General features: G+C 70.8%; 15 protein-coding genes. 4 read left to right on the forward strand and 11 right to left on the reverse strand.

Features of this window, described 5'->3' with window-relative positions:
• Positions 1–43 precede the first annotated feature (43 nt).
• Together AB0D12_RS02995 and AB0D12_RS03000 are read left to right on the forward strand one after the other, a co-directional pair.
• Positions 44–430 carry a SchA/CurD-like domain-containing protein gene (locus tag AB0D12_RS02995; protein WP_362676468.1) on the forward strand — a complete coding sequence of 129 codons (387 nt, stop codon included), beginning with the start codon at positions 44–46 and terminating at the stop codon, positions 428–430.
• A 10-nt stretch (positions 431–440) separates the two neighbouring features.
• Entirely contained in the window at positions 441–1,859 is a 1,419-nt protein-coding gene (locus tag AB0D12_RS03000) for a multicopper oxidase family protein (RefSeq protein ID WP_362676470.1), read from the forward strand.
• 38 nt (positions 1,860–1,897) lie between these two features.
• Here the strand turns inward: AB0D12_RS03000 and AB0D12_RS03005 are convergent, their stop codons facing one another.
• From AB0D12_RS03005 to AB0D12_RS03055, 11 genes are read right to left on the reverse strand one after another with little or no spacing between them, the layout of a single operon-like run.
• Entirely contained in the window at positions 1,898–2,353 is a 456-nt protein-coding gene (locus AB0D12_RS03005) for a DUF1772 domain-containing protein (RefSeq protein WP_362676472.1), read from the reverse strand.
• 5 nt (positions 2,354–2,358) lie between these two features.
• Complete coding sequence (locus AB0D12_RS03010; protein WP_362676474.1) at positions 2,359–2,739, reverse strand: SchA/CurD-like domain-containing protein; 381 nt, start codon at positions 2,737–2,739, stop codon at positions 2,359–2,361.
• Positions 2,739–3,494, reverse strand: coding sequence for a 3-oxoacyl-ACP reductase family protein (locus tag AB0D12_RS03015; protein ID WP_362676476.1), 756 nt, complete (start codon positions 3,492–3,494; stop codon positions 2,739–2,741). Before AB0D12_RS03015 ends, AB0D12_RS03010 begins: the two co-directional genes overlap by 1 nt.
• Positions 3,491–3,751 carry an acyl carrier protein gene (locus AB0D12_RS03020; protein WP_327327155.1) on the reverse strand — a complete coding sequence of 87 codons (261 nt, stop codon included), beginning with the start codon at positions 3,749–3,751 and terminating at the stop codon, positions 3,491–3,493. The genes AB0D12_RS03015 and AB0D12_RS03020 overlap by 4 nt, the downstream gene beginning before the upstream one ends.
• A complete protein-coding gene (locus AB0D12_RS03025) occupies positions 3,748–4,086 on the reverse strand; it encodes a TcmI family type II polyketide cyclase (protein WP_362676479.1) in 339 nt (112 codons plus the stop codon). Before AB0D12_RS03025 ends, AB0D12_RS03020 begins: the two co-directional genes overlap by 4 nt.
• The gene (locus AB0D12_RS03030) at positions 4,065–5,279 is read right to left on the reverse strand and encodes a hypothetical protein (protein ID WP_362676481.1); all 1,215 of its coding nucleotides are present in this window, start codon (positions 5,277–5,279) and stop codon (positions 4,065–4,067) included. Before AB0D12_RS03030 ends, AB0D12_RS03025 begins: the two co-directional genes overlap by 22 nt.
• Entirely contained in the window at positions 5,276–6,457 is a 1,182-nt protein-coding gene (locus AB0D12_RS03035; protein ID WP_362676483.1) for a beta-ketoacyl synthase N-terminal-like domain-containing protein, read from the reverse strand. Before AB0D12_RS03035 ends, AB0D12_RS03030 begins: the two co-directional genes overlap by 4 nt.
• The gene (locus tag AB0D12_RS03040; RefSeq protein ID WP_362676485.1) at positions 6,457–7,836 is read right to left on the reverse strand and encodes an AMP-binding protein; all 1,380 of its coding nucleotides are present in this window, start codon (positions 7,834–7,836) and stop codon (positions 6,457–6,459) included. Before AB0D12_RS03040 ends, AB0D12_RS03035 begins: the two co-directional genes overlap by 1 nt.
• Complete coding sequence (locus AB0D12_RS03045) at positions 7,833–9,530, reverse strand: thiamine pyrophosphate-binding protein (RefSeq protein WP_362676487.1); 1,698 nt, start codon at positions 9,528–9,530, stop codon at positions 7,833–7,835. Before AB0D12_RS03045 ends, AB0D12_RS03040 begins: the two co-directional genes overlap by 4 nt.
• Positions 9,527–10,126 carry a hypothetical protein gene (locus tag AB0D12_RS03050; RefSeq protein ID WP_362676489.1) on the reverse strand — a complete coding sequence of 200 codons (600 nt, stop codon included), beginning with the start codon at positions 10,124–10,126 and terminating at the stop codon, positions 9,527–9,529. The genes AB0D12_RS03045 and AB0D12_RS03050 overlap by 4 nt, the downstream gene beginning before the upstream one ends.
• Complete coding sequence (locus AB0D12_RS03055; protein WP_362676491.1) at positions 10,123–11,376, reverse strand: aldehyde dehydrogenase family protein; 1,254 nt, start codon at positions 11,374–11,376, stop codon at positions 10,123–10,125. The genes AB0D12_RS03050 and AB0D12_RS03055 overlap by 4 nt, the downstream gene beginning before the upstream one ends.
• Positions 11,377–11,821: 445 nt before the next feature.
• Between AB0D12_RS03055 and AB0D12_RS03060 the strand changes: the two genes are divergently transcribed.
• Together AB0D12_RS03060 and AB0D12_RS03065 are read left to right on the forward strand one after the other, a co-directional pair.
• Positions 11,822–12,232 (forward strand): hypothetical protein, encoded by a 411-nt coding sequence (locus AB0D12_RS03060; protein WP_362676492.1) that lies wholly within the window; start codon positions 11,822–11,824, stop codon positions 12,230–12,232.
• A gap of 78 nt (positions 12,233–12,310) precedes the next feature.
• Positions 12,311–13,591 (forward strand): MFS transporter, encoded by a 1,281-nt coding sequence (locus AB0D12_RS03065; RefSeq protein WP_362676494.1) that lies wholly within the window; start codon positions 12,311–12,313, stop codon positions 13,589–13,591.

The raw sequence follows: 13,591 nt of genomic DNA on the forward strand, positions 1-13,591 counted from the left end.
ACCTGCCATGGCGCGAGACACAGCACCCATCGAGGGAGCAGCCATGCCTTTCGCCGCCATCACGTACGACATCAAGGCCGGCAACGAGAAGGAGATCACCGAGATCTTCACCGGATTCCGCCGGGTGGGCTCCCCCGTCGTCAAGGGCGACGGGGGCGAGGAGGCCGCGCGGATTCTGGCCACCGCCGTCTTCATCCGCGACGACACCATGGTCCGCGTCATCGAGTACCAGGGGGATCTGGGCGCCATCGCCCGGCACATGGCGACGCAGCCGGGCGTGCGCGAGGTCGAGGAGAAGCTCGCCCCCTATCTGACCAGGCCACGTGCGACGGACACCGTCGAAGGCTTTGTCGCCACCTTCGAGCGGTCCCTGCTCACCTGCATGGCGCAGATGTCCGTACGCGACGCGACAGTCCAGTCCACGAACTGAGGGAGATTCCGTGCTGAACCGCAGAAGTCTGCTCAAGGCGGGTGCAGCGGCCGGTGTTCTGGCCGCCGTACCCGCCGGTCTCGTTCTCGGGGCGCAGCCCAAGCGCACCGTGGACGCCACCACCCCGTTCACCGTGCCGCTGAAGGTGTCGCCGCCGCTGAGGCCGGTCCGGCTTGCCGATTACGACCTGTACCGGCTGACGACACGGGAAGCGGATGTGGAGATCCTTCCCGGGACGACCTCCACGGTGCGTACGTTCAACGGCGCGCTGAGCCCGCTGATCGTGGCGCGGCGCGGGCGGCCGGTGGTCATCGAGCAGGCCAATGCCCTGAACGTGCCGTTCTCGATGCATCTGCACGGTGGGCACGTCCCGGCGCAGTCCGACGGCCACCCCAAGAACGAGGTGGCTCCCGGCAAGAGCCGGCTGTTCCACTACCCCAACTCCCAACTGGCCTCGACGATGTGGGTGCACGACCACTCGCACCACGCGCATGCGGAGAACATCTACCGCGGCGCCGCCGCCACCTATGTGCTCACCGACCCCGACGAGGACCGGCTGCCGCTTCCCAAGGGGCAGTACGACGTCACGCTGCAGCTGCGTGACGCCAAGATCGAGGACAACGGCACGCTCGTGTACGACCTGCACGGCTTCCAGGAGCGGCCGACATTTCTGGTGAACGGCTCGCCCAGGCCCTACTTCCGGGTGGCCGCCCGCAAGTACCGCTTCCGCCTGGTCAACACGTCCAATGAGCGGGCCTTCGTGCTGCGGCTCGGCGAGGGTGACGAGTTCACGCACATCGGCACGGACGGCGGTCTGCTGCCCGCCCCGGTGCCGAGCCGGATCCTGCAGCTGTGGCCGGCCGAACGGCAGGAGATCGTCGTCGACTTCTCCAAGTACCCGGTCGGTTCGAAGATCGTGCTGCAGACGATGATGACGTATCCCGGCGAGGCCCCCGAGGTGATGCGCTTCGACGTGGTGCGCGGCGCGGACGACCCGAGCAGTGTGCCGGGGCGGCTCCGGCCGGTGGCGGACCTCGGTACGCCGACGGTGGAGCGGCAGTTCGCGATGTCCTTCGATCCGCAGAGCCAGCAGCACCTGATCAACGGCAAGCCCTTCGACATCAACCGCGTCGACTTCCGTCCCAAGCTCGGCACCACCGAGATCTGGACGATCGAGAACAAGGACGTGGCATTCACCATCCCGCACTCCCTGCACCCGCATCTGGACCACTTCCAGGTCGTGGAGCGCAATGGCAAGCCGGCCGGGCCGAGCGAGGCGGGGCTGAAGGACACCGTCTCGGTGATGCCCGGCGAGAGTGCCCGGATAAAGATCAGGTTCACCGAGTACACCGGGATGTACATGTTCCACTGCCATCTGATGGGCCATCTGACGATGGGCATGATGGGCCAGATGGAGATGGTGCGCTGAGCGTACGTACCGGCAGAACCGCCGCGGCGGTCACCGTGTCAGATCACGGTGACCGCCGCGGCATTGAGCGCGAGCGCGATGAGGGCGAGCAGAGTGCGCAGCAGGTGCCAGCGGCGCCACAGCGGGCGTGGGTCCTGCCAGTCGGCCGGCAGCTCGTCCGGGTTCTCGACGGCTTTCACCCTGCGGTTGATCGGCACGTTGCACAGATGCGAGACGGCGGAGACCCCCAGCAGCAGCACCGCGGCAGCGGTGAACAGGACCTGGGCGGCGCCGTCGTCGGCCATGACGGCGAGCGCCGCGGTCAGCAGCGTGGAGGTGAGGACGACGACCGGCATGGTCGGGTCCCAGTTGCGGCCCAGCAGTTTGTGCGCGTACACGTAGGTGCCCGTCTCCATGGCGAAGAGTGCCGGGAGCACGCTCAGCGCCACGGCGAAGAGCACCCCCGCGGTGACACCGCTGCCGAGGAGAACAGCTATCCCCAGCACCTCGGTCATGGCACTCAGGCCTGTGCCGGGTGGGAGTCGACGCTGAGCTGCGCGATGGACCGCATCGTGGCGTTGCGGAAGTACGCCGCGAAGCCGGCCGGCGAGGAGGTGTCACGCTCCTCGGCCAGATACGGCTGGAGCTTCTCCTCCAGGATGTGCACGCCCTTCTGGGTGGCCATATGGCGGCCGATGGCAGCGAAGTCGCCCTCGTAGTGGATGACGCGCACCATCACGTCGTCCTTGATGAAGACCCCGGTGCCCAGGAGCCGTCCGGCGGCCGCGCCCTCCTCGCCCTGGTAGTCGGGGGTGTCGACCCGGGAGAACTGGGCGAAGATCTCCGCGATCTCGTCCTCGTGCCCGGGCTTGACCCGGTAGGTGATCGCTGCGTACGGCATCAGATTCCTCCATCGACGGTGATCGTGGCACCGGTGACATAGCGGGAGGCGTCGCCCGCCAGGAAGAGCACGGCCCCGGCCACGTCCTCGGGCCGGCCAAGACGGCCCAGAGCGGTCATCGAGGCGATCCGTTCCCGCAGTTGCGGCGGCAGATCTCCTCCGGTCTCGGCCTCGGTCACACCCGGGGCCACGGTGTTGACGCGGATGCCGCGCGGCCCGAGCTCCTTGCACAGCGCCCGTCCGAAGCCGACGAGGGCCGCCTTGGACGCGGAGTAGTGGGCGCTGAACGGCCGGCCGCGCAGGGCGACCGACGAGCCGATGTTGACGATGGACGCGCCCTCGGTGAGCTGATCGAGCACGGCCTGGGTGACCAGAAATGCGGAGGTGACATTGTGGTCGAACAGCCTTTGCCAATCCGCCGCTTCCAGATCGCCGAACTTGGCGTGGCCGTCGATGCCGACGTTGTTCACCAGGACGTCGAGCCCGCCGAGCTGCTCCTCGCAGGCCTCGGCGAGCTCTCTGGCTCCGTCAGCGGTGGTGACGTCGGCGCGTACGGTCAGATGACCGGCGCCGAAGTCGCCCAGTTCCCGCACGAGCGACTCGGCGGCCTCGCCGTCCCTGCTGTGTCCCGCCACCACCTGTGCCCCGGCACGGGCGAAGGCCAGAGCCGTCGCCCGTCCGATGCCGCGAGTGCCTCCGGTGATGAGCACTCGCTTTCCGGCCAGACCTGAAGTGATGGCATCTTCGGTGCTCATGCCGCCTCAGGAAGATTTACGTTGATCATCTTGAGCAGGATGCGCGGTGTCTCTGCCTCCACCACGGCGTCGTCGGAGAGTTCGACTCCGCGCTCGCGCTTGATGACTCCGGTCACCTGGAGCAGCGCCAGTGAGTCGTAGCCGAGGTCGATGAAGGGAACGTCCAGTACCGCGTCGCTGTCGAGGTCGATTCCCTCGGACTCTCCGGCGCATTCGCGGAGCTTGCCGGCAAGCTCCGCCAGGGTGAACTCGCTCACTGGATCCTTCCTCCTTCTTTGGTCCACACGTAGAAGGGCTGCGCCATCGCGTCCTTGGGCTCCTGCCAGTTCGGATCGTACGGCGAGACGCACTCGGCGAGCCGGGTGTTGATGTCGTCGTAGAGGGGATGGCTGCGGGCCTGGTAGAGACGGGGGCTGATGTCGTTGTCGGCCTCGACGAGATGGAAGTAGAGGTCGTGGAAGGTGAACAGCGACCGCCTCGCCACACCGATCATGTGGGGCAGCTCGCTCGAGTCCGACTCCTCGAAGATCTTGGCGATGTCGCCGGCTTTGCCCGGCTCCATCCGAGCCACTATGAGCGTCCGGTGTGCCACCGTCGGCCTCCTTCGTGGAATGTGCTGGGAAGCCCTGCGGTTGGCGGGCCTTCCAGAACCGTGACAGGCAGCACTGGAGCACCGCTTGACCCGTCGTCCAACTTCGCCCGCGGGGAAAGGAATTCATCGAGGTCCACGGCGCGGCACCGGTCGACGCCCGTGCTGCGCCACGCCACATCCTCCCGCACGGGCCGCGTCCGGTCGTGGAAGTAGACGGCTTCAAGACCGCCGCCGGGCACAGTGGCGAGCAGAGGGTTGGCCACCAGGAAATCGCGTGCCCCCGCACTGTCCCGCGCGATGTGCAACCACGTCCCGAGATGGCGTACGGGGGTGGGCGCGGGCACGATCTCGGCGTTCAGCCGCATCTTGTACTGGACGATCGGGCGGGACAGGAACGGAGCCCCGCCGGAGAGGTCGACCGCGGCGACGCCGTGCCGCCACGCCCAGTCGAAGACGAAGAACTCGGCGGCGATGAGGGCGCCCGCCCTGCGCAGCTCGGGGTCGGCGTCGAGCACTCCGGTGAGCCGGAAGCGCAGGGTGCGCCGTCGTGCGTCCCAGCGGCACAGTGCTCCCGCGATGCGCTCTCCGCCGGGGCCACCGGCCCGTACGAAGAAGAGATGGCCCTGGCGCAACAGGCACTCCCGCATCACGGTCGGGTCCTCGCTGACGGCATAGGGGCCGTACCGGTCGCGCACGGTCGGCAGCAGCATCCGCCGGTGGAAGAAGTCGAGGTCTTCCTGGGTTCCGGCGCGTTCCCAACTCCAGCCCTCCACCCGCTGGTTGCGCCGGAATCTGTCCAGATTCCGGCGGCTGCGGCCGGCCAGCACGGTTGCCAGGTCGCCCCGGATCGGCACGATCTGGTGGACGCGGGCCGGCAGCAGCAGCGAACGGTCGCTGGGCAGTGCGGCCAGTCGGCGGGCCGATGCGGTGACCATGACCAGCTCGGGTCCGGCGGCGGCCGGCGATCCGGGGCTGCCGCTGTGGCACTCGATCTGGGCGAGCAGCCCTTTGCCGATCTCCTGCGGGCCGGTGTACGAGACGCTGGGTCCGCCGTCCGCGCCGTGGGTGTGCACGGACCTGCGGGGCAGGGCGGCGCGCAGCTCGCCTTCGTACAGCCGCCGCAGCTGGGCCACGGCGGGCTCGGCGCTGTGCCGCCAGCCGTAGTCGGCCCGGGCGCGCAGCGTGCGGATCATCGGATGCTCCCATCCGGTGCGGTCAGGACGAGGGAGGAGTTGTTTCCGGCAAAACCGAAGCTGTTGACGAGGCAGCTGCGGGGCGCGCCGGGCAGCTCACGGGGCCTGGTCAGCAGGCGTAGGGACCGGCCGGCCGCTTCCGGGGCGTCGAGGCCGGGCGTGCCGGGGGCCGTGCCGGTGCGCAGATAGCCCAGGGCAGCGGCGATTCCAGGGGCGGACGAGGCGTGCATGAGGTGGCCGATGCCGCCCTTGTGGCCGCTGACGGGGACGGCCTCCCAGCCGCGTGGAGCGCCCACGGCCTGCAGCGCGGCCAGTTCCACGGTGTCGCCCTGGACGGTTCCGGTGGCGTGGGCGTGGATGTAGCCGACGCGTTCAAGTTGGGCGTCGTCCAGGGCTGCACGGACGCAGTCGCTGATGGCTTCCTCGTCGGAGGCAGCCGGGCTGCGGCCGTTCACGCGGGCGGCGGCGCCGGCGAGAACGGCCTGTGGTCGCACTCCGCGCCGGTCGGCGGCCGCCGCGGTCTCCAGCAGGAGCGCTCCGGCGCCTTCGCCGAGGCTGGTGCCGTCGCGGGCGGTGTCGAAGGGGCGGGCGCCGGTGGGGCTGAGCGCCCCGGTGATGGCCATGCCCGCGTATTCGTAGGCGTTGAGTACGCAGGTGCCGACGACGAGGGCGGTCGTGCCGCAGCCGGAGCGCAGCCAGGTGCGGGCGTAGTCGAGGGCGAAGGAGACGGAGGCGCAGGCCTGGGAGAGATAGACGGTCTCGGCGCGCGGGGAGATGCCGGGCAGGTCTGCGGGCGAGGGGCCGGCGAGCTCGTCCCGTCCCCAGCGTGGCGCCGCGCCGTCACCCGCGTCGTTGGCCCGGGGGGTCTGACCTACTATCACCACCATTGCGCCGTAACCGAGTTCTGCGATGGAAGCCTCGCGGAGTGCCTGGGCGGTGGCGACGCGGGCCAGGACGCCGCGGCGGGAGCCACGCCGCTCGCCGCGCGCCGCGTCGTCCGCCATGGCGACCGGCGCGGTCACCGTGCGCTCGAAGCCCGCGGCGGCCAGGTCGGCATGCGGGCGCAGCGCCCGGGTTCCGGCCAGCAGTCCGCGCCAGTAGGCGCTGGTGCCGCCGCCGTAGGCGGTGATCAGGCCCATGCCGGTGATGACAGTGTCGGGTGTGGTTCGTGGGGCCATCAGCGCGCTCCTTGCGAAGTGGCGGCAAGCCGGCGCAGCCGCTGCCGGTCAACCTTGCCGCCGGGCAGCCTCGGCAGGGCACCGACCTGGATGACGCGGGGCCTCAGCAGCGGCGGCAGGCCCTGATAGCAGCGGGTGCGCAGGGCCCGTTCGCTCGGCGGGCGGCCGGGGTCGGCGGCCTCGACGAAGGCGAACACCGAGTCGCCGTGGGCTTTCTGCGTGGGCACGCCGACCACCACGGCGTCGGCGACCGCCTCGTCCGCGCGCAGTACGTCCTCGATGGTGGCCGGTGCGTGGTTCTCGCCGAGCACGATGATGATGTCCTTGAGCCGGCCCAGCACGCTGAGGTAGCCGTCCGGGGCGAGCGCACCGGTGTCCCCGGTGCGCAGCCAGCCGTCACCGGGCAGCGCGTCCCGGGTGGCGTCGGGGTGGTCGAGATACCCGCTCATCAGTCCTGGTCCGCGGACCAGGACTTCGCCGGTGTCGGGGGCGATACGCACTTCGGTGCCGGGCAGGGGCCTGCCGACCGTGCCCGTACGGCAGTGCGTGGCCGAGGACAGGGCCACGTTGGGGCCCGCCTCGGTGAGTCCGTAGCCGTCGTGCACGGGTGCTCCGACGACGTCGAGGAAGTGCGCGGCGACGGTGGCCGACAGGACGGCGCCGCCGCAGCTCCGCGCGGTCAGCTCCCGTAGCCCTGCGCGCAGTACGGGGTCGGACTCGGCGGCCTTGGCGAGCAGCGTGTAGAGGAAGGGCACACCGTCCAGCGAGGTGGTGCGGCGGCCCTTCACATCGGCGGCGACCGCCTCCGGACGCATCACGGTGTGCAGATTGAGCTCACCGCAGAACCGGCGCCAGATGCCGAACACGCTGAATCCGTAAGCGTGGTTGAGCGGAAGGGGCAGCAGCAGCGCGTTGTCGCCGTCGATGCCGAGATGGCGGGCGGTGGCCTCGGCCTGGTAGTCGAGTGCGGACCGGGACAGGACGACCGCTTTGGCGGTGCCCGAACTGCCGGAGGTCCAGAACACCGCGCCGGTGCCGGGGGCCGGTGGTTCCACGGGCCGGCGGGGCGTCGCCGTGACGACGGGGGCGAGCTCACCCCCGTTCGGGGCTGCGACGGCAACGACGTGGGGTGGCCAGTGCTGTACGGCGGCCGAGTGGCCGCGCAGGAAGAGGGGCATGTGCAGCCGCTCGGCGGCGAGCGCCGTGACGATGACGGCGGGGCCGGTCGTCGCGTCGACTCCCACGCCCAGCGGCGGGCGGCCGGTCGCGGGCCCGACTTCACGGCTCAGGGCCTTGGCGGTCCGCTCGACCGCGGTGCCCAGGGCGGTGGGGGTGATGAGGTCCCCGTCGATGACGAGGGGACCGGGAGCTGCCTTCATGTCGGGTCTCCCGCGCCTACTCCTCCGGTCAGGAACAACCGCCTGACGCCGGGCGGCACATCGTCGTCGGGCACCTTGATGCGTACGAGGGCGATACACCCCGACGAGGCGGCGTCCCGGGCCCGGCGGAGCGCGGCGGGGATGGCGTCGGCGCCGTCCGGTGACTCGACCTGCCCGCCGAGGCCGCGTACCACGTCGTCGACGGGCAGTGGTCTGGCGAACCGGGTCAGCCCCGTGGGCGCGTCCAGTTCGTGGCGCAGCAGCCGGGGCCAGCCGTACCCCTGGTTGTCGAGGACGACCAGGACGAGGCCGAGGCCGAGTTCGGCCGCGGTGGGCAGTGCGTCCAGGCCCATCTCGGCGCCGCCGTCGCCGCACACCACGACGGTCGGGCGGCCCGCTGCGGCGAGAGCGACTCCCGGCGCGGCGGAGGCGCCGAAGCCGAGCATCGTCTGCTCGCCGGGTACCACGGTCCGGGCGCGCGGCCCGACCCGGTAGACCGGCCAGTGGTACGACCAGATGTCGTTCATGCCGTTGTCGTGGACGGTGGTGGCGTCAGGGAAGATCTCCGCGAGCGCGTGCAGCGCGGTACGGGCGGGCGAGCCGGCCCGGTCGCCGTCGGCGGACCAGCTCAACTGTGCCGTTCGGCGGGCGCGTGCCGCGGTCCGAAGCCACTCCTCCCGTTCCCGGGTGCGCTGCGGCAGCAGCCCGGCGAGCAGCGCCACGGTGGCGGCCCCGTCTCCGAGCAGCGCGGCGGCGGGCTCCACCACGCCCGCGCCGAACGCCGCCGGGTCGCTGTCGATCTGCACCAGCCGGACCGACTCCAGGGTGTCCCAGCCCATGCGGGCGGTCTCCTCGAGCCGGCTGCCCACGGCGAGCACCGTGTCCGCGCCGCACTGGACGGTCTCCAGCGGCGGCGTCGCGTAGAGGCCGACCGAGCCGCAGACCAGCGGGTGGTCCTCGGGGACGGTGGAGCGGCCCGCCGCGGTCGTCATCACCGGCGCTCCCCAGCGCTCGGCGAGCGCGAGGGCGGCGGGTCCCGCCGCCGCCGCGCGGGCGCCGCCGCCGAGGAGCAGCAGCGGGCGTTCGGCCACGGCCAGAATCCCGGCGGCGCGCCGCAGTTCGGCTTCCTCCGGTACGGAGCGCAGCCGCCGTACCGGCCCGTTGCCCGGCGGCGCATCGGCGGGGATCGCGGCCTCGGTCACTTCGTGGCCGACCTCGACGACGCTCACCCCGGGCCGCCCGTTGACCGACATATGCACGGCTCTGCGCAGCGCCCAGGCCAGCGTCCCCGGGCCCTGGACGCGCAGATACGTGGTGGTGAACGCGGCGGCCAGGGCCGCCTGGTCGACGTCCTGGAAGCCGCCGCGGCCCAGCCCCTCGGCGGGGATACGCGTGGTCACCACGACCACCGGCGCGCACAGCGAGTCGGCTTCGATCAGGGCGGTGACGGCGTCGCCGAACGGCGGTCCCGCGCCGAGGGCAAGCACCACGGGCCTGCCGGTGACCACGGCATGGCCGATCGCCATACAGGCTCCGGCGCGGTGGGCACGTACCCCTACGGCGCGCAGCTTGGGGTGTGCGTCGGCCGCGTCCAGCAGTCCCGGTTCGTCGGTGGGCAGTCCGAAGACGGTCTCGCAGCCCGCGTCGGCGAGGCAGTCGGCGGCCTGCTGCCAGGCGGAGGGGATGCCGCTCATGTCCCTGCCCCCTCGCCCCGTGCGGCGCGCAGCAGCACGCTGTCGAGGGCATTGACGTCGAGGTCTTCGGCGAGGGTGCGTACGCCGGTCGTGGCCGCGCCGCTCCGCCCGATGAGCCCGGCGACCGCCACCACACTTTCCTGGCCGGCGAGTTGACCGTGGACCACCTCGCAGACCACCGCGGCGGGCACGCTGCCGCTGCGCACGGCGGCCGTCGCCCAGCGCAGCGCGCCCGCGCCCGCCCCGCCGGGCGTCACCAGGGCGTAGCACGGCGCGGCCCACCCCTGCTCGACGGCGAACCGGCCCAGCAGCAGCGAGGGTTCGAGCGCCAGGGACACCGAGGGCCGCAGCCGCCGTGCGGTGTCCTCGCACTTCGTCACATACTCGGCGACGGCACGCAGGCAGTGGTCGGTCGCGGCGAGCACGATGGGCGCATCGCGCGGCGGCGGATCCGACTCGGCCACCAGAGCGGCAAGGACCCGCGTGACGAGTTGCACGGTCCCCGGTCCCGGCCTCCCCGCGCCCGCCACCAGCGTCCGCGCAAACCCCGCCTGCGCGCCCGTGTGGGTGCCGTACTCCTGGGTCGCGACGCTCACCGCAGCGGTCCGGTGATGACGGACTGCCGCAGGCCTGCCTCCGCCGACAGCAGCAGCGGCCGGCCGATCAGCCGCCCGTCGCGCCGGACGCTGCTGGCGTGCACGCCGTAGCCGCCGAACGGCTGGTTGCCGTCCTCCGCGTCCAGCGTGGTGGCGTTGCGGTTGATCACGCCGGTGCCCAGGGTCTCGCCCGTCAGCCGGGGCTCGCCCAGCGCCGAGACATACATGCCCCGGTCCAGCTCCTCGGGGCTGCGGGCCCACTCGCGGAGCATCTCCGGGTCCTCGTACGGCACGATGCAGAAGACCGGCGAGAAGAGCTCCGGCGGGTGGAAGTCCACGCCCTCCGGGAACACCAGCAGCGAGGGTTCGACCAGCATCCGCTCCAGGTCCACTTCGCCGCCGCTGACCACGTGGTCGGCGTTCTCGGCGAGGAACTCCGCCGCGCCTTCGGCGGCGTCGTCGTAGACCAGCGGGGTCAGTACGGTGTCGGGCCAGCTGCGCGCGCCCACAGTGAGTACGGACAGTTCGGCGCGCAGCTGCTCGACGATCGCGTCGAGCCGCAGCCGGTGCACGAAGATGACATCCGGGCACAGGCAGTCCTGGCCGGAGTTGTACAGCCGGGCGCGCAGGATGGCCCGGCAGGCGGCACCCGGGTCCGTGCGCGGGCCGACGATCAGGGGGTTGGGCCCGGAGCCCATGACGAGGAACAGTGGCCGGTCGCCGACGGACTTCATCACGGCATGGGCGTTGGAGGGCTGACCGGTGAAGACCACCGCGTCGGACCCCGAGCAGATCGGCTTGAACTGCCGCTGGGAGACATCGACCATCTTGATGCGCTGGGCGAGATCCGGGTCGAGACGGCTGCTGATCAGCTTGTGCACGGCATACGCGGTGTCTCGAATACGCGCCGAGGGACGGATGATCACCTCGTCGCAGTAGAGCGCGGGGATCAGGCCGAACAGCGCGTACGAGTAGAGGATGTTGTTCGACGGCAGGAACACCGAGAGCCGCGACAGCTGGGGCGGGCAGTTGCGGGCAAGCTCCCAGGGCGCGCCGGTCAACGCCCCTACGGAACGCAGTAGTTCATCGCGGGCACTGCTGTAGGTGGCGACCCGTGTCAACAGCGACAGCAGGTCCGCGCGGCAGGTCAACAGGGCGGAGGCGGACCTCATCGACTTCTCGTGCGCGGCTTCGAGGTTGGGCCAGGTGCGGGTGAACGACTCCAGAACAGGCATGGACGGATGGCTCATCGAGCTGTCTCCTCGCGGCACAGGGATGTCGGGGCGGGACCGACGGGAACCGGTGGCGGCCGGAGGGTCTCCAGTGGTTCTCGAGACCGTCCGACTAACTTTCCTGCGGCTCTTCGCACGAGAGCCCGGAACTCAGCCCGGTGCAGCGATGGATGACAGAATAAACAGAAGAAGGAATACGTGTCCAGAAGAGAGAAGGAGAAGGAGCGGGGCGGAGAATTACTCTCGAAAGAAATAGCAATGCGCTCGATTCCCGCTCGCAGCGCGCTTCCCGGAGTTGAACCCTACGGGCTGCAGAGGGCGATGCTGCTGCGAGCCACATTCGACGACGACGGCCATCCCACCCTCCATCGATATCCGCCCGTCCATGAACTGATCCAGTGGCACGGCCCGTTGGACCGCGAACTGCTCGCCACTGCGGTGCGGCCGGCCACCGAGGACGTCGATGTGCTGCGCGGCCGACTGCGGTCGTTCGCCGGCACGGTGCGCTGGGTACCGGATCCCGGCCGGCCGCCGGCACCCTGCGCGGCGAGTTCGTCCGCTGACGGGCCGCGAGGTCCTCGTCGGCCGGCACGCCGGGGCCGCCGACTGGAGACAGGCGATCGAGTCGGCCTTCACCGCACGCGACAGCATCGTCCAGGAGTACGTCGAGCCCGCCACCTGCCCTCTCGAACTCACCGACGGCACCAGCACATTCACCGCCCACGTCGCCCCCGTCCTCAGCCCGATGCTCTTCGGCGACCGGCCGGGCGGATGCATGGCCCGCTACTACGCCACACCGAAGCCCGAGGCAGGCGGAGTGGTGAGTGTCAGCGCCTACGGCGCCTCCGAGAACGCCGTGCTCACCTGGGGCTGAGTCTTCGCCTCCAGTTGTCCTCAAGACCGTCCCGCTAACGTGCGGCGGCCGTCCGCATCGTTCAACAGGAGCGCCACTATGCGTGAGTCACTGCGGAACTGGCCGCTTCTCCGACTGGCTCTGTCCCTGTTCGCCCTGCGACTCGGCGCCACCATGACGGCCGTCGGACTGCCCCTGCTGGTGCTCCAGCGGTACGGGTCAGGCCTCCAGGCGGCGCTCACGCTCGCTCTGGAGCTGCTGCCGAACGTGCTGTTCGGGGCCGTGGTCGGAGATCTGGTCGACCGCGGCGACCCACGCCGGTATGCGATGGGAGGCGCGCTGGGCGGCGCCCTGGTGATCCCACTGCTACCGGCCGCGGACGAACTGTGGCAGGTCCAGGTGCTGGCCATCGCCTCCGGCATCGCCTACGCCTTCGGGGTGCCGGCCCGGATGTCCCTGCGCACCGTGGCCGTCCCCGCCGGATCCGAGCTGCGCGGCAACGCGCTACTGGTGTCGGCGCAGCGGCTGCCGAATCTGATCGGGCCCGCGGTCGCCGGTGTGCTGGTGCCCTTCGGGCTGTCCCTGCTGTTCTTCACGGACGCGGCCTTCGCCCTGGTCGCGGCCCTGCTGCTGATCGGCATGCCCGCGCCCGCGCCCGTAACCCCGGACGATCAGGCGTCTGTCGCGGCCGCGCCGTCGGGTCGGGCCGCGCTGCTGGCCCTCACCCTGCGCCGGATGTTCGTCGACAATGTGCGGGAATTGACGCGGATCGTCACCAAGGACCGCTTCCTGGCGGTGATGACGCTCACCTCCTTCACGTACATGTTCGGCTTTGGAATCAGCAAACTCTTCCTCCCCCTCTACGCCCTTCACCATTACTCCGGCGTTCCCGGGATGTTCGGCTATCTCTCCGCCGGAATAGGTCTCGGGGCCTCGCTCGGAGGATTTCTCGCTGCCGCATTCGGCCGCTTCCGCCAGGGCGCCGTCTATATGACGGTGAATGTGGTCGAGGGAGTCTGCTGGCTGATGCTTCCGGTGCTTGACCATCCGGCGCCTGCGATCGTCGTACTGGTACTGGCGGGGGCCTTCGAGGCGGTCGGCACGGTGGTCTTCTACGCGGAGGTGCAGAGCCGGCTCGCGGCCCGGATGACCGGACGCTACTTCGCCCTTCTCGTCCCGCTGTGCGATGCCTTCCTGGTGCTCGGCGTCTGGGTCTCCGGAGCGCTGACGGGCTTCGGCGAGCTGGGGCTGGCCGCTCTGATCGCGTTGGTCATGGCAGGTCCCGCGCTGCTGCTCGCCCCCGGCCTGCTGAGCGGCCGGGCGCGCGAGCCGGAGCCGGATCCGGAGCCCGCCGCAGCCTTCACAGCCGAGGAGCGATAG

Source organism: Streptomyces sp. NPDC048479 (assembly GCF_040651435.1).
Classification (GTDB): Bacteria; Actinomycetota; Actinomycetes; order Streptomycetales; family Streptomycetaceae; genus Streptomyces.